Source organism: Chryseobacterium sp. G0162 (assembly GCF_003815715.1).
GTDB lineage: Bacteria > Bacteroidota > Bacteroidia > Flavobacteriales > Weeksellaceae > Chryseobacterium.
Window position 1 is genome coordinate 2,934,223 of the sequence record NZ_CP033922.1, and the last position, 21,865, is coordinate 2,956,087.

The 21,865-nt window shown below is 35.3% G+C and carries 21 protein-coding genes; 14 read left to right on the forward strand and 7 right to left on the reverse strand.

Annotated elements, in window-relative coordinates; genetic code table 11:
* Positions 1-86: 86 nt before the first annotated feature.
* The 7 genes from EG344_RS13335 (at position 87) to EG344_RS13365 (ending at position 7,635) form a co-directional block, all read left to right on the forward strand.
* Positions 87-596 (forward strand): RNA polymerase sigma factor, encoded by a 510-nt coding sequence (locus EG344_RS13335; RefSeq protein ID WP_123858023.1) that lies wholly within the window; start codon positions 87-89, stop codon positions 594-596.
* Positions 571-1,242, forward strand: coding sequence for a hypothetical protein (locus tag EG344_RS13340; protein WP_185145560.1), 672 nt, complete (start codon positions 571-573; stop codon positions 1,240-1,242). Before EG344_RS13335 ends, EG344_RS13340 begins: the two co-directional genes overlap by 26 nt.
* A 45-nt stretch (positions 1,243-1,287) precedes the next feature.
* Positions 1,288-2,568 carry a DUF4252 domain-containing protein gene (locus EG344_RS13345; RefSeq protein WP_123909843.1) on the forward strand — a complete coding sequence of 427 codons (1,281 nt, stop codon included), beginning with the start codon at positions 1,288-1,290 and terminating at the stop codon, positions 2,566-2,568.
* Between the two features lie 10 nt (positions 2,569-2,578).
* Positions 2,579-3,079 (forward strand): DUF4252 domain-containing protein, encoded by a 501-nt coding sequence (locus EG344_RS13350; protein WP_123909844.1) that lies wholly within the window; start codon positions 2,579-2,581, stop codon positions 3,077-3,079.
* A gap of 25 nt (positions 3,080-3,104) precedes the next feature.
* Positions 3,105-3,809 (forward strand): hypothetical protein, encoded by a 705-nt coding sequence (locus EG344_RS13355; RefSeq protein WP_123909845.1) that lies wholly within the window; start codon positions 3,105-3,107, stop codon positions 3,807-3,809.
* A gap of 189 nt (positions 3,810-3,998) precedes the next feature.
* Positions 3,999-5,459: an IMP dehydrogenase gene (guaB, locus tag EG344_RS13360; RefSeq protein WP_123909846.1), complete on the forward strand. Its 1,461-nt coding sequence runs from the start codon at positions 3,999-4,001 to the stop codon at positions 5,457-5,459.
* 310 nt (positions 5,460-5,769) lie between these two features.
* The gene (locus EG344_RS13365; RefSeq protein WP_123909847.1) at positions 5,770-7,635 is read left to right on the forward strand and encodes a T9SS type A sorting domain-containing protein; all 1,866 of its coding nucleotides are present in this window, start codon (positions 5,770-5,772) and stop codon (positions 7,633-7,635) included.
* Between the two features lie 50 nt (positions 7,636-7,685).
* Here the strand turns inward: EG344_RS13365 and EG344_RS13370 are convergent, their stop codons facing one another.
* From EG344_RS13370 to EG344_RS13380, 3 genes are all read right to left on the reverse strand, one after another.
* A complete protein-coding gene (locus EG344_RS13370; protein WP_123858013.1) occupies positions 7,686-7,883 on the reverse strand; it encodes a KTSC domain-containing protein in 198 nt (65 codons plus the stop codon).
* A 172-nt stretch (positions 7,884-8,055) separates the two neighbouring features.
* A complete protein-coding gene (locus EG344_RS13375) occupies positions 8,056-9,948 on the reverse strand; it encodes an AAA family ATPase (RefSeq protein ID WP_123909848.1) in 1,893 nt (630 codons plus the stop codon).
* A 14-nt stretch (positions 9,949-9,962) separates the two neighbouring features.
* Entirely contained in the window at positions 9,963-11,033 is a 1,071-nt protein-coding gene (locus tag EG344_RS13380; protein WP_123911816.1) for a DUF4407 domain-containing protein, read from the reverse strand.
* Positions 11,034-11,248: 215 nt separating this feature from the next.
* Here EG344_RS13380 and EG344_RS13385 point away from each other — a divergent pair, with 215 nt between their 5' ends.
* Together EG344_RS13385 and EG344_RS13390 are read left to right on the forward strand one after the other, a co-directional pair.
* Positions 11,249-11,713 (forward strand): hypothetical protein, encoded by a 465-nt coding sequence (locus EG344_RS13385; RefSeq protein WP_123909849.1) that lies wholly within the window; start codon positions 11,249-11,251, stop codon positions 11,711-11,713.
* 59 nt (positions 11,714-11,772) lie between these two features.
* Positions 11,773-12,429: a hypothetical protein gene (locus EG344_RS13390; protein ID WP_123909850.1), complete on the forward strand. Its 657-nt coding sequence runs from the start codon at positions 11,773-11,775 to the stop codon at positions 12,427-12,429.
* 13 nt (positions 12,430-12,442) lie between these two features.
* Here EG344_RS13390 and ruvC read toward each other — a convergent pair whose 3' ends face one another.
* Together ruvC and EG344_RS13400 are read right to left on the reverse strand one after the other, a co-directional pair.
* Positions 12,443-12,997 carry a crossover junction endodeoxyribonuclease RuvC gene (ruvC, locus tag EG344_RS13395; RefSeq protein WP_123909851.1) on the reverse strand — a complete coding sequence of 185 codons (555 nt, stop codon included), beginning with the start codon at positions 12,995-12,997 and terminating at the stop codon, positions 12,443-12,445.
* Positions 12,998-13,116: 119 nt separating this feature from the next.
* Positions 13,117-13,647 (reverse strand): 2'-5' RNA ligase family protein, encoded by a 531-nt coding sequence (locus EG344_RS13400; protein ID WP_123909852.1) that lies wholly within the window; start codon positions 13,645-13,647, stop codon positions 13,117-13,119.
* Between the two features lie 81 nt (positions 13,648-13,728).
* Between EG344_RS13400 and EG344_RS13405 the strand changes: the two genes are divergently transcribed.
* The 3 genes from EG344_RS13405 to EG344_RS13415 are packed head-to-tail and all read left to right on the forward strand — an operon-like array spanning position 13,729 to position 15,438.
* Positions 13,729-14,052, forward strand: a complete 324-nt coding sequence (locus EG344_RS13405) for a PadR family transcriptional regulator (protein ID WP_123909853.1) — start codon at positions 13,729-13,731, stop codon at positions 14,050-14,052.
* Positions 14,052-14,780, forward strand: a complete 729-nt coding sequence (locus tag EG344_RS13410; protein ID WP_123909854.1) for a hypothetical protein — start codon at positions 14,052-14,054, stop codon at positions 14,778-14,780. The genes EG344_RS13405 and EG344_RS13410 overlap by 1 nt, the downstream gene beginning before the upstream one ends.
* 43 nt (positions 14,781-14,823) lie before the next feature.
* Positions 14,824-15,438 (forward strand): hypothetical protein, encoded by a 615-nt coding sequence (locus tag EG344_RS13415; protein ID WP_123909855.1) that lies wholly within the window; start codon positions 14,824-14,826, stop codon positions 15,436-15,438.
* Here the strand turns inward: EG344_RS13415 and EG344_RS13420 are convergent.
* Complete coding sequence (locus EG344_RS13420) at positions 15,422-16,528, reverse strand: serine hydrolase domain-containing protein (protein WP_123909856.1); 1,107 nt, start codon at positions 16,526-16,528, stop codon at positions 15,422-15,424. The genes EG344_RS13415 and EG344_RS13420 overlap by 17 nt on opposite strands.
* A gap of 176 nt (positions 16,529-16,704) precedes the next feature.
* Here EG344_RS13420 and EG344_RS13425 point away from each other — a divergent pair, with 176 nt between their 5' ends.
* Positions 16,705-18,114, forward strand: a complete 1,410-nt coding sequence (locus EG344_RS13425; RefSeq protein ID WP_123909857.1) for a pyridoxal phosphate-dependent decarboxylase family protein — start codon at positions 16,705-16,707, stop codon at positions 18,112-18,114.
* 150 nt (positions 18,115-18,264) lie between these two features.
* Here the strand turns inward: EG344_RS13425 and EG344_RS13430 are convergent, their stop codons facing one another.
* Positions 18,265-18,975: a diphthine--ammonia ligase gene (locus tag EG344_RS13430; RefSeq protein WP_123909858.1), complete on the reverse strand. Its 711-nt coding sequence runs from the start codon at positions 18,973-18,975 to the stop codon at positions 18,265-18,267.
* 126 nt (positions 18,976-19,101) lie between these two features.
* On the opposite strand from EG344_RS13430, the gene EG344_RS13435 reads away from it, so the two are divergent.
* A complete protein-coding gene (locus EG344_RS13435; RefSeq protein WP_123909859.1) occupies positions 19,102-21,834 on the forward strand; it encodes a M16 family metallopeptidase in 2,733 nt (910 codons plus the stop codon).
* Positions 21,835-21,865 lie beyond the last annotated feature (31 nt).

Consider the following 21,865-nt stretch of genomic DNA (forward strand, 5'->3'; position numbering starts at 1 on the left):
AAAACTTCAAATATTTTTGAAGTTTTTTTATTTTTGATGTAATAGATTGTAAAGACTGGTTGTCTTACCTATAAGAAACAAAACTCATGACCCAAGAAACTTTCAAGAATACGGTGTTTATTCTCAAAGACGAGATGTATCGTTTTGCGAAGCGATTCGTCATGAGTAGTGATGAGGCGGAAGATGTAGTACAGGATATCATGATAAAACTCTGGCAGAAACGGGAAGAACTGGGACAATTTGGAAACTTAAAATCCTATGCGCTGAAGTCTGTCCGGAATGAATGCCTGAACCGTCTGAAGCATCACGATGTGAAGATAGGCTTTGCGGATATGCAGCTTCACCGGTCCGAGCTTTACAGTATGGAAGTTGATAACCTTAAGGAACATATTGTAGGATTTATCAATCAGCTCCCCGAGAAACAAAAGCTGGTGATCCACTTGAAAGATGTAGAAGAGTACGAAGTTTCCGAAATTTCTGAAATGCTGGAAATGGAGGAAAATGCAGTAAGGGTAAACCTTATGCGGGCAAGACAAAAAGTAAAAGAACAAATCTCACAACTGATGAGCTATGAAAAAAGATCAATTACAAGATAAATACGACGAAATCTTCCGGGATATAAAGGAAGAAAAAATGGAATGGAGTTTTGATGATTTCCTTCAGCAGGCAGAAAATAAAACTTCTGAAGAAAACACAACCCTTATTATTCCATTAGAAGAAAAGAAGAAGCCCTCGTTTCCCAAATGGTTCTGGATGGCTGCCAGTGTAATGTTGGTCTTTGGGATCGGATTTTTCCTTAAAAATAATTCAGGAACAAGAGTTCATGACAAGGAAAGTCTGGTGAAAAACGAAGTGCTAAAGCAAAAGTCCGGGTTTATTGAAGAAAATAATAATCACCAGGAACAAGTAGCAGTGAATCATACCGATTCTATTTCAGGAGCTAAAAAAGATTCCATCTTTCAGGATAATCATGTGGCAGAAAAAGATGTTATGGATGAAATCTTACCGAAAAGAGGAAGGCTTAAAAAAGAAAGAAGGCCAAGATATGCTGATAATTCCTCTTTTAAAAATAACAAATCTAAAGATTCTACAGGATATGAAAATTCTTACGTTATTGTAAACGGGAAAAGAATTGACAATGTAGAAGAAGCTATTAATGTAACAAAATACTCATTCCAGATATTTGCAAATAACGTTAGTGAAAAATTGGCACAGCCTACGGTGGTAGATGATGATTATTAATCAGAATAACAGTTGCCATCATTAACTTAAAAATAAAATTGACTCATGAAAAAACTATTCATAATATTCGCTCTCGCTTTTTCCCATTTCTTTAATGTATATGGACAAAAAGATAAATTTGACCAACTCTTTGATAAATATCAGGAAGTTGAGGGAGTAACCTCTATTAAGATTGCCAAACCGATGTTCGGCATGCTTAGCAGTCTTAATATTGATGATTCCCAGTTGGATCAGATAAAACCGTTATTGTCAAAAATTAACGGGCTCAAGATTCTTATTACGGAAAATCCAGAGAAAGGAAATACTGCGGAAGGGCGTAAAGTTCAGAGTAACATGTCCCAATTGAGTAAAGATATTTCTTCTTATCTAAAGAATCTGAACTACAACGAAATCATGTCAGTGAATAATGCCGGAGCTAAAGTGAAATTTTTATCCGCGGAAGCTAAAAACGGTATTCTGGATGATCTGTTACTAAGTATTGACGGCGGAAGTGGGGAAAGTATTTTTGTCATGCTTGACGGAAAGCTTTCTATGGACGATGTAAGCAAGATCATTAACTCCAGTGAAACCAAAAAGAATCCAATTTCCAATACAAGAAATAATCTTACTTCAGGTAATAATTCGTCTTATCTTAACGGAGAAGCCAGAAACGTTGGTGATTTTTCAGGAATTCAGGTCAGCACCGGTGTCAATGTAATTTTTAAACAGGAAACACCAACCAGTGTAAAAGTGATTGCAGATGCAGATAAATTAGAATACATTATTACCAAGGTGGAGAATGGTACTTTAAAAATTTATATTGATAATAAAGGAGTAAGAAATCTGAGATTTAAAAACTTAAGTGTCAATGTGTCTTCTCCAAAAATGGACAATATTGATGTGTCATCCGGTTCTAATCTTACTGTTGTAAACTCTATTCAGGAGAAAAATATGAAGATTGATGCTTCATCCGGAGCTAATATTACCGGTGACTTTAAAGTCTCAAATGCAGCAAGTATTTCAGTATCCTCAGGGTCAAATATCAGAGCAGGAATTACTGCCGGAAATATCGGAATTAAAAGTTCAAGCGGATCTAATATGAGTCTGAGTGGAAAAGCAGATTCCGGAACTATAGATATTAGCAGTGGGGCATTATGTAAAGCAGATGATTTGAAATTTACTTATCTTGAAACGGAAGCTACTTCCGGAGGGAATGTTACCGTAAACGTATCGGATAAATTAAAAGTAAGAGCATCTTCAGGAGGATCTGTGAGATATAAAGGAAGACCGGAAATAGAGTCCAACATCAGTAAGACATCAGGAGGATTACTAAGACCAATGGATTAAAATGATTACCATGAAAACGCTCAAAACTATTTTCTTCTCAATTTTGGTAATCGGTAGTCTTCAATCCTGTATTGTTTCTGAAAAACCTAACATAGACTTCTTTTCAGATGCAAGATATGATTTTAAAGATGCCAAGTTTACAAGTTTTAATGTGCCGTTACTGCTGGCTAAGCCCTATATCAAGAAAGCCTTAAGAGAAGACGGAGAGAGTGAAGAACTTATTAGTCTCATTAAAAAGGTTTCTAAAATAAAAGTTCTTACCGTAGAAAACGGCAGCAAAGAAATGTTGAATGATTATGCCAAATTTTTGAATACTAATCATTATGAAGACTGGGCTACCATAAAACATAATGGTGAAAATGTAAACCTGCGAGTAAAGCAAAAAGGAGAGGCTATTAAGAATATGCTGATTACAGTGAATTCAGATAAAGAATTAGTCTTTGTAGATGTAAGAGGGAGTTTTACACCTGATGATATTTCAAAAATGATTAATGCTGTTTCAGATAAGTAATTGATTTCACTTCAAAAATCTTCCTATGGAAAAGCTTATTAAAGAAGTTCGTATGTTAAAAATATATGCGGCTTCGCTTACTGTAGTTTGTGTATTACTTTTTATACTGGCATTTAAAGCCAATCCTTCTGTAGAACGTTTTAAAGAAATAGATGTAGAACGCATCAATATCGTTGAAAAAGATGGAACTTTAAAAATGGTCATCAGTAATAAAGAGCGTCAGCATCCGGGAATGGTGAATCATAAAAATATGAATCAGAGAGAAAGGGATGCAGGATTGATTTTCTTTAATTCATTAGGAGATGAATGTGGGGGACTCGTATATGATGCTGATGAAAAAGGATCAGGAATGGTATATTCAATAGATCAGAGAAATACAGATCAGATCATGCAGCTCCAGTATCTTGAAGAAACCGGAAAAGATAAAAAAAGAGTGTACGGCTTAAAACTTTGGGATCGTCCGGATGATTTCCCTTTGGAAGCTATTATTAAGTTTGAGGATTCCCTGAAAAAGCTCAATGATGCTGTTGCCAGTAAAAAAGCATACGCAATGCTTAGAGAACAAGGCAGGTTAACCAATGAACGATTTTTTGCAGGGAAAACAGCAAACGGAGATGTTGGAGTTTTTATCCGTGATACCAAAGGAAAAGTAAGGCTAAAGTTATATGTAGATAAAAATAATCAGACCCATATTGAGAATCTGGACGAGAATGGGAATCTTGTAAAATAATTGTTATTGATCAAAATATTGATCCTAGACAAGTAGTTTCAGACATACTAAATTTATTTTGTGAAGGAAAACCGTTCTTAAAAAGGGCGGTTTTTCGATTTAACTTATTGATTATTAAATTTTATTTAAACTATTAAAAATGATTTTCATATGTCATCAAAATAACCTAATTTTGCAAAGAAAGTAAAGATGTCTATTCATAACAAAATTGTAGAGACAGCCATCACTTTCGATGACGTTCTTCTAGTCCCTTCTTATTCAGAAGTTTTACCTAACCAGGTTTCATTAAAATCAAGACTTACCGACAAAATCACGCTGAATGTTCCGATAGTTTCCGCTGCAATGGACACTGTTACTGAAGGTGATTTAGCAATTGCCCTGGCAAGAGTTGGAGGGTTAGGCTTTATCCACAAAAACATGACGATTGCCGAGCAGGCAGCACAGGTAAACCGTGTGAAACGTTCCGAAAACGGAATGATCTCCGATCCGGTTACCCTTTCAAAAGACCACACTTTAGGACAGGCTAAAGAGATGATGGCTCAGTTCAAAATCTCAGGACTTCCTGTTGTGGATGCTGATAATGTTCTTATCGGAATTATTACCAACAGAGATGTAAAATATCAGGAGGATCTTGATATGAAAGTGGAGGAGATCATGACCAAAGAAAACCTGATCACTTCAGACAAAGATACCAACCTTGAAAAAGCGAAAGAAATTCTTCTTAAAAGCAGAGTTGAAAAATTACCAATCGTAGATAAGGATAACAAGCTTGTAGGTTTAATTACGATTAAAGATATCGATAATCAACTTGAATATCCAAATGCCAACAAAGACCAGAGCGGTCGTCTTATCGTAGGGGCCGGAGTTGGAGTTGGAGAAGATACTTTAGACAGAATTGAAGCTTTAGTACAGGCTGGAGTGGATATTATTGCAATTGATTCTGCTCACGGACATTCTAAAGGTGTTTTAGATAAAATTTCTGAGATCAGAAAAGCCTATCCAAACTTAGATATCGTAGGAGGAAATATTGTAACGGCTGAAGCGGCTGCAGATCTAATCAAAGCAGGAGCTAACGTTCTTAAAGTAGGGGTTGGCCCAGGTTCTATCTGTACAACAAGAGTGGTTGCCGGAGTTGGAGTACCTCAGTTATCCGCTATTTACAATGTATACGAATATGCTAAATCTCAAAACGTAACAGTAATTGCTGACGGTGGAATCAAGCTTTCAGGAGATATTGTAAAAGCTATTGCAAGTGGAGCAGGAGCAGTAATGCTAGGTTCTCTTTTAGCAGGTACAGACGAAGCTCCGGGAGACGAAATTATTTTCCAGGGAAGAAAATTCAAGTCTTACCAAGGAATGGGAAGCCTTTCCGCAATGAAGAGAGGTGGAAAAGAAAGATATTTCCAGAGTGAAGCTAAAAAATTCGTTCCGGAAGGAATTGAAGGAAGAGTACCACACAAAGGGAAATTAGAAGATGTGATCTTCCAGTTAACCGGAGGTTTAAGAGCGGGTATGGGATACTGTGGAGCTAAAGATATTGAAACTTTACAGAAAGATTCCAAATTAGTAATGATTACAGGAAGCGGATTGAAAGAATCGCACCCACATGATGTGATTATCACTCAGGAAGCTCCAAACTATTCTTTATAGAGAAAGAATATTCATAATATAAAAGAAGCTGCACATCTGTGCGGCTTTTTTTATATTCAGATTCCTGAGTCTATTTTTTTAATGGCTTTAAAATTGTTAATCAAAATAAATAATTTATTTAATTAGTATCAAATAAGTTTTGATTCTTTTTGAAAATAAGTATTTAGAATTATGTAACAAAAATATATGTTTTCCGACTAACTATTGTGATTTTAAAAATATGTTTGTTTTTTATATGTAGAAAATGAATGTAACTGATTGAAATGTGTTTGAAATCTAAAATTTAAAAACCTATTTAAAAATTATAGAAATGAAGAAAACTTTCCTTTATGGAGCAGCGCTATTTTCGCTTTCGCTGTCTGCGCAGCAACAGCTGCCAAAACAGAAACTATGTGGATTTGACCAGCTTTTAGAACAGCAAGATAAAGAAAATCCAGGAGCAAGGGAAGCCCTTGAAAACATTGCAAGAAAAATTCAATTAGAACAGAAAAAAAATCCATCTGCCTTTAATAAAACGGTAAATGGAATTTATGAAATTCCAGTTGTTGTTCATGTAATTGAAGGGGGAGATGGTGGATTTAGCAGAACAAATGCACAGATTCAGACATGGATAGAGAATGCTAATAAAATGTATGCAGGAACATATCCATGGCCTTCTAATGGCGTGCCGGCTGATTTTGGTACAGCAGCTGTATTCCCAATTAGATTAGTGCTGGCAAAAAGAACTCCACAATGTACGGAAACAACAGGTATTGTAAGATATAACGGAAGTTCTCTTCCTGGATATAGTACTTCTGGAATGGCTCAACAGACAGCTAATGGTGCTACGAGAGCAGCTATTAAGGGATTAGCTCCACACTGGCCTGAATCTTCTTATTTCAATATTTATTTGATCAATATGTTTGATGGAGACCCTACTCCAAATGCCGGTTTAATGGGATTTGCTGCATTTCCGAATTCGCAGGATAGCCAATATGAATCTTTTATGAAGGCCGGAACTGTAAGTACTCTTCATGATACAACTTTTGCTCATGAGTTTGGGCATGCTATGGGGCTATATCATACATTCCAGGGAGGAAATTATCAAGTAAGCAGTTCCAATGCTAACTATTGTCCACCTGCTACTACAGGAGATTGTACAAAAGATAATGATATGGTTTGCGATACGGAAAGAGCGGGGGCAGCTTATTTTGGTGTTCCACCTACAAATGCACAGACCAATCCTTGTACATCAACTAATTATCAGGGAGTACAGTATAATATGATGAATTATACAAATTCAATAGCACAGAAATTTACTCTTGGGCAAGGGGATAAAATACAGGGATTGTTTATGTTACTTAGAAGTAGCTTGACGACCTCACCAGGTGGTACGCCAATTTCTACATCTACAGGATCTACTACACCTATAGCAGCTTGTGCTCCAACTGGTGTAACGAATATGGGAGATTATTTGATCGGTCCTACTTCTGTTAAACTAGGACAAATTAATAATGCTAGCTCAGGGCTATGGACTGGTGATCCTTCTTATTATGTAGATTATACCTTACAATCTTGTTTGAAAAACTCTCATACTACCTTAGCTGTTAATCAACCACAAACTATTGAGGTGGAAATTTTCCAAAATCCTCAGTTTGTAAGAGTTTGGATTGATTATAACAATAATGGTTTATTTGAAGAATCAGAATTAGTTGCCAGTGGAGATGATATTCAACTGGGTGCAGATTTAAGAGGACTTTTCACGGGAACATTTACTCCTCCTTCCACAGCGGTTATGAATACTCCTTTAAGAATGAGAGTGATAGCTGAAGGTTTTGATGAGGGAGATCCAATAGCATTTGCAACTTGTGGGCAGTTAAACTATGGACAGGCAGAGGACTATTCTGTGACATTAGTTTCAAACCTTGGAACAAGCGAAACAAAAGCTAATAATAATGATTTAGTGATTTATCCTAACCCGGTTGCTACTGGAGATAAGATTTTCATTAAAGCCAAAAATGGAAAGAATCTTAAAGTTTCAATTTCTGATATGGCAGGAAGAGTAGTGGCTAACCCAACCGTATCTCAGGAAGAAAATGGAGTTTATAAAGTAAGTCAACAACTTGAAAAAGGAGTTTATATGATTCAGGTTTCTAATGGAAAAGATAGTAAAACATCTAAGCTGATTATTAAATAACTTTACTAAATTAAATAAATATACATGCCTCCAGTAAATGGGGGCATTTTTTATTTTAATTTTTTATAACTGAATCTACGTTTGATAACCGAATTCAAAAATTTCCCCTTGGAAGATGCCTTACCAAAGTCTTCAGCAATATGGGAAGGTACCTTAAAATAATCATACACCGCTCCGGACTGATAGAAAATTCTTATTATTTCAGTTTCCGGAAAATAGATAAAATGATTGATAACACTGGATGGCATATTCTATGTCCAGCAAAAAATATTCCCTAAAAATGAAATAAAAAGGCTTCCGGAAATTCCGAAAGCCATTATTGATTTTTACTAGTATAAATTTAAAAAGAAAAACCCTTTCAGATTGAACTAAAAGGGTTGAATTTATTAATGGACTTTGCTGTTTCTATAGATATTTTCTCTAGGAATTCAGCAAATCATGATAATTGGTAATATGTAGATATCCTTCTTCTTTGATACTGACCTCTAATTGATGTTTGACCGCTATATCGTAAATTTCTTTTGGAGACATACTTCCTTTTTTACTAAGGGTTTTGCTCATATTTTTAAGCAAATCAAGATGTAGAATCAGATCTTCTCTTGTTTTTTGTACGAGTTCCTGCATCAGTGTTTCGATTCTTTCGTCGGTGATGTGCTGCTGCATACGATGAGGATAGGCTTCCAGATTATAAGCAGCCTGATACTCTTCTTCAAAACCGTATTTTCTGATGAAATCAATGACAAGGCTTGTTGCCTGCTCCCTGTCGTGGCTTCTGCCGATACTGGCATGCTGGTTTCCAAAAATAATTTCTTCAGCAATTCCTCCTGCCAGATAGATTTTGATTCTGTTTAGAATACTTTCCTTGGTATCATGAATTTGATGTGGGAAAGTAAAACCGGCTGCATAACTGCTTGCTACTTTGCTTTTAAGCTGTAGTGGGGCAAAACCTGTATACAGCATATAAGAAACGGCATGCCCGCATTCATGAACACTGATATTGGCCACTGCATCCTGTTGATTAGCCTGACGTATACTGTCGATTCTGCCTAGATATGGAATTTCAATAGTTCGGGAACCCATCTTTCCGGTAATAATCTTTTTATCCTGGAGATAATCGATTTCGATATTTTTATCCTGGAGATAATCGATTTCGATATTTTTATCTTCATGGATAATGGCTTCAAACAGAAATTTGCTGAGGTTAGTGTCTAAAATATCCACAACGCTGCTGAATACTGGACGCACTCCCTGAACCGGAAAAACTCCGTTTCTGTATATCAGTTCATTGATGGCTTTATTTATTTTTAAAGAAACCCCGAATTTCGTTTTGGTTTTATGCTTCAGGTTATTGATTTCCCGTTGGATAAGCTTATGAAAATCCTCAGTTTTTAATGAAAAATAAATTAAATGAATATTCCCGAATCTTGCTACCTGTTCAGGGCGAAACTTTCTGGCTAAAGCATTTTTAATATCAACTACCGTTATTTTTTTTGTGAAAGCATGGTAAATATTGGCATCCACATCTGCCTCACTGGTTTCTCTTGACATCTGAAACGCTTCGTCCAGGTTTCCACTAATAATGATAAGCATTTTGCTGTAATCTACGGGTTCATAGATTTTCTTTTCTTTCTGCTTTTTGCGGATCAGCTTAATCATATCTTCCTCTTTCATATCAATGATGCTCATGACATCATCATCCATGCTGAGGTATTTTTTTAATTCTTTGGCATCCCACAGGTTCAGATATGGATTTTCATCCAGCTCCGTTTCTCCGTTCTGCTTTCGTCTGTCATTTTCTTTTTTTCGGAAAAGATAGGAGAATAGATAATGTTCAAGATCTTCCCGTTCTCTTTTGCTCAAACGCCCATCACTCAAAAGCTCCCAAAAATCAGTGAACTTGGTTTGAGGAACCGGAATACCATCCGGATCTATGGTATTGATACGCTGGATCTCATCAAAAAGAGCAATGCTTGGTTTCTCATCACTTAATCCATTAGTTTGTAAGATGTCTGAAACACTTTTGCTCCAAGATGTTTCATCTGTATTGCTTAATTCAATTTCCACAAAACGATTTTGAAAATCAAGAAAACGAACCATCTTCCTCACCAGGTCCGTTTTTCCTACTCCGGTCATTCCCCATAAATTGATTACCACGGGACGGGTTAAGATCTCAGGCATCAGATACCAGATCTGGATATATTCCATGATATCATCGATGATCTTATCTATACCAATGAATTCTTTTTTTAGATAAGCTTTACAATCGTCCAGCTTTTTCTTTTTCTTCCGAATTTCTTCTTTATCAATAATCATGGATGAAAAATACACTATTTTTTTAGATTATCCTTAAAATCCTCAACCCTGAAATCAGTCAGAGCATTTCCTTTTTCAATTTTTTCCTTAGAATAGAGCCTGAAGTCATTTTCCGTTTTTTCCAGGAGATAATCATAAGGGCCTACATGGGAAATGAGTTTTACCAGAACGGGAGAGATTTCAAGACAGATAAAAAGTCCCATGATAAAGGTAGCTGCCAGTCCTATAATAGCAGAGTTTTTACCCAATTCATCCAGGGCCTGAAGTCGAGCTGCAAATCCATTAAACTTATCTTCAAAGGTTTCTGTAGATTTTCTTTCGGTTTCAAGATTGGTATAGACTTTTGAGATCTCTTTATCCAGATACTCTAGTCTTGGAGCTACCTGTTTCTGATAATTCTCAAGATCTTGTCTGCGCTGCTCCTTCAACTGTTGTTTACGTTTGGCATTAGGTCCATATCCTTCTTTTCCACTGGTTAAACCAGACTCTTTTCCCAGAATTTCCTTTTCAAGTTCTACAGATGCAGAATCGTACGATTGCTGATATAAAGCTGTTTTTTCTGCAATCTGTTTCTTCTCAGTTTCAAAAGGACCGCTTTGCTGAAGAATTCTTCCGGTCATTTCACCCTGAAGCTGTTTTTTATTCCTTTGAATAATGGTGTTTAATTGCTTATTTACCTCCTTTTCAAAGATTTTAAGTTCTAACGGTTTTGAAATGATAATCCCTAGAAATGTTGCGAGGATTAAACGGGGAATAGACATCAGGATCTGATTCCACCATGTCCCGGTTTTTTTGATGGAAGACACAATGTATCGGTCAAGGTTAAAAATCATTAACCCCCACAGAATTCCAAATCCTATGGATGCCCAGATATCATCAAATACGGTATACATAGCATAACCTGCAGAAAGAGTGGCAAACACTGCCGTGAAAAGTACAATTCCCCCGATACCGGAAAATTTATTCCATTCACTTGGGGTCTTCCTTAAAATATGGATGTTCCCTCCGGAGCATACCATCAGGAATTTCTGGAACCAGTTTATTTTATGATTCGGTTGATTTATAGTTTGTTGGTTTGTTTTCATCATAGAAAATTTATACAAAGGTAGTATTAAAAATCATACCAATGTAAAAGATAGTATTATGTTTTACCAAGTAATTTAAACATTGGCTTCAAATAGCTTATTGTCACTGTGGTTTATGAATAAAAAAATATTATTTTTAAACAAATTAAAGTACAAAGTGAAAAGCTAATTAAAAGAGAAAGAAAAATAATCTCTTTCTAAATTTTTATACTACGATGAAACCAATTATACTTTCTTTTTTTATTCTGGTGTCTATTGCCTGCTTAGGCCAGGAAAAGCAAACTGAATTTATTTATAAATTTCATATTGATAATATTAATAAAGGAGAGGTAATTCTTGAAATTGAAAATTTCAAGAAAGCATGGATTAGGGTTTCTGATCATATTGATAATAATGCTTTGGTGGTGACAGCATTTCAAAAAAGTGATGCTGAAGATGGGCCATATAAAGATGTTGATTTTCCAAAGAAGCATTTTGATTGTTTTATGGAGCCATGTTTCCCCTATATGTTTTTACTAAAAAAGAATAAGACAAAACAATATAAGTTCGATATATTTAGTACTTCTCCTCTAGAAAAAAATAAGTGGTATCGTTTTAAAGTCTCTTTAGAAACGAAGATCTGTAAAGATTGCAGCTATATAAGTAGTGAGTGGATTTATTTTAAAAGGTCATTAAATTGATTCTGAAAGAAATTTTTTGACGTGATATTTCCGAATTATTATAAAAAATATTGAAAAGTATGAAACTGATTGTATTACTGATCGTCTTTACAGTGTCCTTTACCTGCACTCGAAAAGAAGTAAAACTTAAATTTTGTGATGCAGTATATCACACCAATCAGAATTCCTGTTTTGTACTTAAAAATAATACGGATGTAAAATATATTTTTTATCCACCTTCATTTGTTGACCACGAAAAATGGGGCTATTTGGGAGGACGTGTATGGATTACTGATAAGGAAGGAAAAGAGCCTGTTGTCCATACAGCTTATATTAATAAGGGCACACCTACGGGAAAAGAAATGGATCAGTTTATACTCAATGAGCACAAAGATTCTTTACTATGGAAAAAATTATTGGTTCAGGGGCTTCAGGTTGATTACTGGGGAGCAAAGAATCACAAGGTAATTACCAAAACAAAATTTGTCTTGACTCCTGGCGCTGAAAAGAAATTTCCAAAGAAAATTTCAATTTTTAAAAAAGATCTTGAGTCTTCAGGTACTTATTATAGTTTTGATAAAAAAAAGAAATATTTTATTCAAATTGAGTTAAACTTTGACAGTACTGAGATAAAAAAGTGCCTGCCAACAGGACAATTAGATTCCCTGAAAAAAAACAATATTAAAATATTTCATGGTATTCTAAAAACAAAGAAAATTCCAATAGTATTAGACTGATAATGAAAATGGTTTATTTAAGTCTATCCGGATTCTGTTTTAAAAAGCTATCCCATCCGGAATACGATTTTGTATCCGTAATGGTTCCGGAATTAAAATGATGACATACCGCCACGGCAAGACCATCGGAAGCATCTAAATATTTTGTTGGAAATTCCTTTAGTTTAAAAAGATTCTGAAGCATTCCTGCTACCTGTTCTTTACTGGCATTCCCATTTCCGGTAATGGCCATTTTAATCTTTTTAGGAGAATATTCAGTGATGGGAACATTTCTGTACAGGCTGGCAGCCATAGCTACTCCCTGTGCGCGTCCCAATTTCAGCATACTCTGTACATTTTTTCCAAAGAAAGGTGCTTCAAGCGCTACTTCGTCAGGGTGATATTCGTCAATTAATGCTAGTGTTTTTTCAAAAATATATTTTAGTTTGGTCTCGTGGTTGGGATATTTTTTTAGAATCAGTTCATGAAGGGCAATCATTTCCATTTTACCTTTTTTAACGGAAATAAGACCAAATCCCATCACCGTTGTTCCGGGATCAATACCTAAAATTATCTTCTCTGCAATCATTGGGTCAAAGATAGGACTTTATAAGATAATAATGAGAAGGAAGACGAATAGATAAGAGACAAAAAGATCATAGAAGGAAACTGTGACCTCTAAGAATTGAGAATAAGTAAGGAGCTTTTTTATTGCACTTCCGTAAAGGCTTTCTCTGCAATAGGAACCCATTTCCCATCATGTCGTAATAATAGGATTTTACTAACTAAAAATTTAGTTTTATATTCTGTATGTTCATATTTTTCCCAGGCTTTAAGATAATTTTCCCAGGTTAGATCTCTGTATCCTACGGTCACATGTGGAGTAAAAGAATATTTTGAAAAATTGAACTGCTGCTTTACCCTGTTATAAAGATCTGTTAAATGAGTATTGTTTTCAGGATGTACAAAGATCACCGGATTTTGAGGATTGGGAAAACTTCCAAAACCATTCAATTCAATTTCAAATGGTAGCAGATTGGTATCAATTTTCTGAAATGCAATGTGAATATCTTCTTCTAATTCCAGTTCTCTGGAGAAAGGAGGAAAGAGAGTGATGTGAGCTTCATTTTTTAACGCCTTAGAGTTTCCATAAGAAAAAGCCAGATCTTTTTTAAAAGTCCTTATCTCCTCAATGATTTCTTCTGGTGGGTAAATGGCGATAAAGTACATTTTTTTCATAATGAAAATTAAGAATTTTAAAATAAATTTCAATACATAAGAAAATTATGCATAGATTTGCAATGTATTGAAATGACCACCATGAAAAAAAATAGTCTTTATAAAGGAACTTTACAGAACATTATTTTGAAGCTACTTTCAAAAGAGGTTAAAATGTATGGTTACCAAATTACCCAAAGGGCCAAAGAGCTTACCCAAGGTGAACTCGAAATGACAGAAGGGGCACTTTATCCGTTATTGCATAAGCTGGAGGGAGAAGGAATGATTACTTCAGAAATTCAGAAAATAAACGGAAGAGACCGCAAATATTATCTGCTCACTGAAAAAGGAAAAAAACAGCAGACAGAGCAGGAGAATGAAATGAAAAGCTATCTGGTAAATCTTCAATCTATATTTAGTATATAATGAATACTCTGCAGGAACACAAAATTACAGACTATCTTGTTTCCCGAAATCTTTCACTGGATATACAGATAGAAATTAAAGATCATATGATCCATCAGATCATGGATCTGCAGCTGGAGGAAAATCTTAGTTTTGAAGATGCTTTTTCCAAAGTAAAGGAATCATGGAAGGACGAGTTTATCACAGCAAATTATTGGATGTTTTTTCGGGAACCTATTCCATTAATTGCAAAAAAAGTCATCCGTGAAAAGTACAACAAGTTGTTGAAGAAATCTTTTTTGACCGGGCTTCTGTTTTTAGGCGTTAATATCCTGTTGATCTACCTGGCCAATAATGCAGATACTTACAGTTTTCTTTTTAAAGGATTGAACGGAATGTTTTTATTGGCATTGGCAGCAGTATGGATCCTGAATTTTAAAATCCGCCAATACATGAAACCGGATTTTAAGTACAAAGGCAAATGCCTATATACAATGTATCAGCAAAATATGGGATTAATGTTCTTGTGTGCTCTGTCTATGCTCCAAATGATGATGAGGGATGGCCATTATGCTTATCAGTTTTTCAGAGAACAGAATCATGCAGATAATTTTATGATGATGACTACTTTACTGATCCCTTTTTTGTTGCAGACCGGAGTAATTTTTACATTGCTCAATTTTTATGAACATAAGAAAAATCTGCTGAAAATGCACGATTTTCTTACTCTTACTACTGATGGTAAGTAAACAGACTAATTTTAAAAAATTAAAAACTAATAACCATTTTTATATGATTACTCTTACACAAGAAAAACAAATACAGCAGTATCTTTTGTCAAAGAACCTGAATCACAAATTATTTATTGAAATTAAAGACCATTTTATCCAACAGATTTCAGGTCTTATGGAAGAACAGCAATTTAACTTTGATGAAGCTTTTCAGAATACGAAAGAGAGCTGGAAACAAGAGCTGAATCTTATAAAAGCAGATATATTTTCATTCAGGAAAATTACAAGACTCGAAAAAGAAATCCTTCAGAAAAGATTTAGAAATATGATGCTGTATGCAGCCGTTTTCACATTGCTTCTTTCCAAATTTATATTTACTGTTCCAGATGTATTTATGTATTCTGAAATGATATTAATAGGAACCATGGTTTCCCTGCTTGCTTATAATATCATCTTTCGAAAAATGAAGCTGTACCATTATATACAACTTAGCTTTCACCCTTTGATTCTAAAGAATGCCCTTGTTGGTATTGTGCTTTTTGCCTCTGTTTATCTTTTTTATGATGACTTGGCAATGGCGGGAAGCGGAATCATGAAATTTTTCTTTTTATATGCGATGGCAGTAAAAATTCAGCTCCTGTATTACAAGGCACGAAAAGCTAGTGTCCTGATCTAAGCTGAGTAAGGGTGTTTTCAAGATGATCTGTAATCTTTTTCACTTCAATATGTGGTTTGAAGACCAAGCCTTTTCCTTTTTCTTCATCTGCAATATTAGACAGAATAATAACAGAAGTCTTTGTTTCAGGATAATAGATATTCAGAGAAGGAGATCCTTTTACATATCCACTGTGAAAATAAGAATTGGGCTTGCCGATGTTCAACATGATTCCATAGGCATAGCCCATTTTTCCAAAGATGGCATGGCGTCTCTCTGCACTTTTTGCCATAAAGAGTTTAAGCGTTTCCGGTTTCAGAATCTTTCCTCCATACAGTGCATTATTCCATGTATGAAGATCCTGGATAGTAGAAAGAATTCCTCCGGCAGGTGTCCCGATTTCTTTTCCACCTAGTCTTTTAGGCATGTTGGGAACTTCCTGAAATTTATTTGTATTTCCAAGGTAGGCTGACGCAAAATCAGAGCCTTTAAAAATATCTCCGGTTGAAGACTGGGTCATTCCTGCTTTTTTAAACAGTTCCAATGCGTTGTCATCATATGATTTTCCGGATACGGTTTCTACAATTTTCCCGAGAGCATTAAATCCATCATTGGAATAGTAAAAATCAGTTCCACTTTTAAACATCAGTTTTCCTCCCATCATATTCAGTCCGGAAGTATGGTTCAGAAGTTGATGAATCGTAATATTTTCATATTCTTTGATTTGGAATTCCTTTAGATATTTGGAAACTTTATCCGTAACATTTAATTTTCCCTGTTCCATCTGAAGAAGAATCATAACAGCAGTGAACTGTTTGCTTATTGATCCTATGGCAAAGATGGTACTACTGTCCATTTTAGCTTTTCTCTTAAAATCAGAATATCCGTTTTCTTTTCTGTAAAGAGGAAGGGAATCCTTGAAAACCGCAATACTTCCGTTGAAATGATACTTTTTGAATACAGAATCAATCTGCTGTTCCAAAAGTGTTTTCTGAAAAGCCGTAATGGTGGAATCAACAATGGCTTTTTTATCGACAGGTGGTAGTGGAGTTTCTGTTTTACATGATAATAAAAAACAAAAGGGAAGAAGGAACATTAAATTTTTGATCACGGGTGTTTATTTTTTGAAATTAAAATTGATATTCTTAAAGATACTGAAATTTTTAAGAGCGTTGTAAGATGCAAAATGCGTGCTAAGAAGGGATATTTAAAGTAATTAATGTACATTTAATGGTTCTTTGAAGACTATTCAATACATTTGAATAGATTATATGTAATCCCTAAATCATGAAAGAGCATTTGAACAACGATTCAGTGAATATAAGCCATCTGTTGGACATTATAAAAAAGCAAGGAACTGAATATCTGAAAAGTCTTGCAGACAGACCTACCTCCATCAATAATGCTCTTATACCGGAAACAATAGATCTTCCAGAGTATGGTTATGGAACAGAAGAAGTCATAAAACTATTCAATAATAGATTTGAACCTATTATGGTAGGATCGGCTGGACCGAGGTATCTTGGATTTGTTACCGGCGGTACTACTCCAGCTTCTATAGCCGGTGATTGGCTTACCACCATTTATGACCAAAATACCCAATCAACAAAAGGATCTGGAGATATTTCAGCGAATGTAGAAATGGAAACGGTTAAACTTATTCTTGAATTGCTGGAGCTTCCTGATCATTTTTTAGGAGGCTTTGTAACCGGAGCCACCATGTCTAATTTTACCTGTCTGGCAGTGGCCCGCCAATGGCTAGGAAAAGAAAAAGGGAAAGACTTTGCTAAAGATGGAGTTTCTGAAACCATGAAAGTTTTAACGGCAACTCCCCATTCATCATCCATAAAGTCATTATCTCTTTTAGGAATGGGCAGCAATAATATCATCAAAATTAAAACAGATGGAAATGATCGTGAAGCTATTTCTATTAAAGATCTGGAAGAGCATATCCTAAAACTGGACCATGAACCCTTTATATTGATTTCAAGTGGTGGAACAGTAAATACTGTAGACTTCGATGATTTTATGGAGATCAAAAAATTAAAGGAAAAATATACATTCTGGTGGCACATTGATGCCGCATTTGGAGGTTTTGCAGCGTGTTCAGAACACTATAAACATCTTGTAAAAGGTTGGGAATATGCAGACAGTATTACGATAGATTGTCATAAATGGCTGAATGTTCCCTATGAAAGTGCCCTATTTCTGGTGAAAGAAGAATACAATAGGTTGCAGGTAGAAACCTTTCAGAACTCAAATGCTCCTTATTTGGGTGATCCATTGAATAATTTCAGCTATTTAAATTTTCTTCCTGAGAATTCAAGACGTTTAAAGGCACTTCCGGCATGGTTTTCTTTAATGGCTTATGGAAAACAAGGCTATAAAGATATTGTAGAAAATAATGTTTCGCTGGCCAGAAACTTTGGAAGGCTGATTGAAAACAGTAATGATTTTAAACTCTTAGCTCCGGTTCGCCTTAATACAGTATGTTTCACCCTCAAAGATGGCAAAAAACAGGATGAAGTAGAGAAATTTCTTGAAATGCTGAATAGTACTGGAAAAGTTTTTATGACTCCCACTTTCTATAATCAGCGTAAAGGGATCAGAGCTGCTTTTGTCAACTGGAAAACCACAGAAACAGATGTTCAGTTGATCTTTGAAACCATGAACAGTATCATTACACAATTAAAATAAATTTTTAATGCCACGAATACACGAATTTTTTAATTGTGTTTTCATCGCTAAGGTATCCTGCTGAGTTATTTAATGATTATTCTCCATTGGTAATAATCAAAGTATTCTAAGCATTTTTATTCGTGGATTCGTGGCAAAAAAATTGCTGATTTATTTTGGAATCAGGTCGCAGAACCAGAAAATATATTCTTCATCCTCGTCTTCCGGATTGGTTTTCGGTTTAGGGTAAGTTTTTTTTACTGTTTCTCCAATTTCAAATTGAACTGGACTTCTAAAAATAGGCCCATCAAAAGTAAACGTATGGAATTCCCCATTTTCTCCACAGGGATCTACATTGTCTGGGAGATCATCAAGAAATTTCTGGTCAATGATTCTTCCAGCAAAGCTTTTATCCAGATAACTACCATTCACACAGGTGACGATGGTTTTAAATTCTAAATGTAAAAATTCCCGGATAAGGTCGGAGGTGTTTTGTTTCCAAAGAGGGAATACAGCCTGCATCCCAATGGTATTTAATTGTTTCTCCCTATATTGACGAAGATCTTCCAGAAAAATATCCCCGAAAATAGAGTGCGTAATACCCTGAGCCTGTATTTCTGCCATTGTTGTATTCATGATTTCCTGATATTCTTCCATAGAAGGTTCCTTTGGAAGTTCCATTTTAGTAAGCGGAATGCCAAGGAGGGAAGCTTGTTGTTCCAAAAGAAGAATATGAACACCATGCATGGAAATTCTTTGAAACTCTTTATTAATGCTGGTTAATAGAGTGCATACTTCATATTGATCCTGCTGTAGGATTTTGTAAAGAGCCAATGCAGAATCTTTTCCGCTGCTCCAGTTGAATAAGGCTTTAGGCTTCATTACTTTCAATTTCTATTAATCCTGCAATTTTATGACAAAATTTGTAACAATTCGGTGATTTATAGAGTCTAATTAGTATAATATACTTGAAAACATACAAAATTAAACAGATTTAAAATAAAACACATGAAAAATCTATTGGTTGGGACTGCCGTCCTATTTTTCACGGGAATTGCGACCCCATTATTTTCGCAGAAAGCTGAAGCTCCAAAATTTGTAAGCAATACAGAGGGAGTAAAAGAATACACCCTGGGCAACGGGATGAAAGTCCTTTTGGTTCCGGATGCTTCACAAAGCAATATGGTGGTAAACATTATTTATAATGTAGGCTCTAAGCACGAAGGGTATGGCGAAAAAGGAATGGCTCACTTACTGGAGCATATGTTGTTTAAAAGCACAAAGAAATTAGGGGATATTAAAAAACAATTGTCAGATAAAGGAGGAGATGCAAATGGTACAACCTGGTATGACAGAACAAATTATTATGAAATTTTCCCTTCAAGTGATGATAACCTGAAGTGGGCTCTAGAGATGGAAGCCGACAGAATGGTGAATGCTACAATTCTTCAGACTGATTTGGATAAAGAGTTTTCTGTGGTAAGAAATGAATTTGAGATTGGTGAAAATAATCCAGGTTCGGTTTTAATGGAGCGTATTGTATCCACTGCTTATTTATGGCATAACTATGGAAACAGTACCATCGGAAGTAAAGAAGATATCGAAAGAGTAAAAGCACCAACGCTTAGAAAGTTCTATGAGAAACATTATCAACCGGATAATGCTACCCTAGTTGTAGCAGGTAAATTTGATGAAAAGCAGGCTTTAAATTATATTTCCCAATATTTCTCTGTAATTCCGAGACCCACAAGAGTTTTAGATCAGACCTATACTGTTGAGCCAGCTCAGGATGGAGAACGCTTTGTAGAATTGAAACGTTCAGGAGATAGCAAAATTGTAGGGGCATTATATCATACAGCGCCTTATGCAGATAAAGATTATGCAGCATTAGATGCATTATCAGAAATTTTAACAGCAGATCCTTCAGGGTATTTATATAAAGCAATGATTGATTCTCATAAAGCAGCTTCTGTATATTCTTACCAGCCAACAGTAAGAGATGCTGCATTTATGTATTTTGGTTTGGAAGTTCCTGCAGATAAAGATGTAAAAGCGGTAGAAGGTGAGTTCAGAACAGAGCTCGATAAAGTTTCAACCATTAAATACACAGAACAGGATGTTGCAAGAGCCAAGGCTAAGATTTTAAAGCAAATTGAAAATACTAAAAATAATACGATCAATTTTGCGATTGGGCTTACTGAGATTGTAGGAGCCGGAAGTTATAAATTAGGAATGTTGTATCGTGATAATGTTGAAAAATTAACCTTGGCCGACATCCAGAGAGTTGCGGATAAATATTTTAAAACCAATAACAGAACGGTAGGAGTATTTGTTCCTTCCAAAGATGAAATAAGAGTAAAAAATATAGAATATTCTGATGGTCAGATTGCGGCCTTGACGAAAGACTACAAAGGGAAAGCTTTAGAAAAAGAAGTGGCTCCTTTTGAAGCAAGCATCAAAAATCTAAAAGCGAATCTCTCTGAAGGAAAATTAAGCAACGGAATGAAGTATGGAGTTATTAAGAAAGAGATTAAAGGAGGGAAAGTGTTGGGAAGCTTCCGTTTTCCTGTAAGTAATGCTAAAGATTTAAGTGGAAAAGCTCAAATAGGGGCTTTAATGGCTCAGGTGATGAAAACCGGAACTAAAACTCATACCAAAGAACAGATTCAGGATATGCTGGATCAGTGGAAATCTTCTATCAGTTTCTCATTCAAAGGGCAAACATTATCTGCGAATATCAATACATACAAAGAACATTTGCCCAAAGTAATGGATCTGATGAAAGAAATCCTTACAGAATCTAACTTCCCTGAAGCAGAACTAGTAAAAACTGTTAATGAATACAATACTTATCTTGAAGGTTCTTTAAATGATCCACAAGCATTGGCATTTACTGAGATAGGAAAAGTAACGGAAAATTACCCTAAAGAAAGTATTTACTATACTCCATCTTTCAAGGAACAGATTGAAGCTAATAAAACAATCAAAAGACAGGAACTTGTAGACTTTTACAATAAAATTATAGGAAGTAATAATGGAGTAGGAACCATGATTGGAGATCTTGATTCTAAAACAGCATCTTCTTTAATGGAAAATACATTTGGGAAATGGAACTCTAAGTCTAACTATGAACAAATCAAACCTGAACTTTTTGCGACTAAAAAAGAAGATAAAATCTATTTGACTCCGGATAAAGAAAATGGAGCTGCTGTTGGGAAAATAAGCTTCTCTATGGATAGAAAAAGCCCTGATTATCCGGCATTATTGATTGCCAATGAAATGTTGGGTAGTGGAGGGTTCATGACTGCAAGAATTCCTATGAGGCTTCGTGAAAAAGAAGGAATCAGTTATGGTGCAGGTTCATACATGGGAGTTCCGGCAGATAATAATGTGGCCTCTTGGGGTTGGTATGCATTTTTTAATCCTACTAAAAAAGATGCTGTAAATGCAGCATTAAAAGAAGAATTGAATAAAGCGGTGAAAGAAGGATTCACTGAGGAAGAATTTAAATCCAACTTAACTTCATGGCTGACTTCAAGAAAAACAAGCTTAGGAAATGAAAGTACATTGATGGGACTTGTAAACACTCAGCTTCAGTATGGTATTCCTTTGGAGGACTACGATACACTGGAAGCGAAAGTTTCAGCCTTAAAAGTTGGACAGGTAAATGATGTTCTTAAAAAATATATCAGTGAAGACAAACTGACTTCTGTGTTTGCAGGAGATTTCAATAAGAAATAGTTTTCATACCCATAAAGTAAAACCGCAGAAT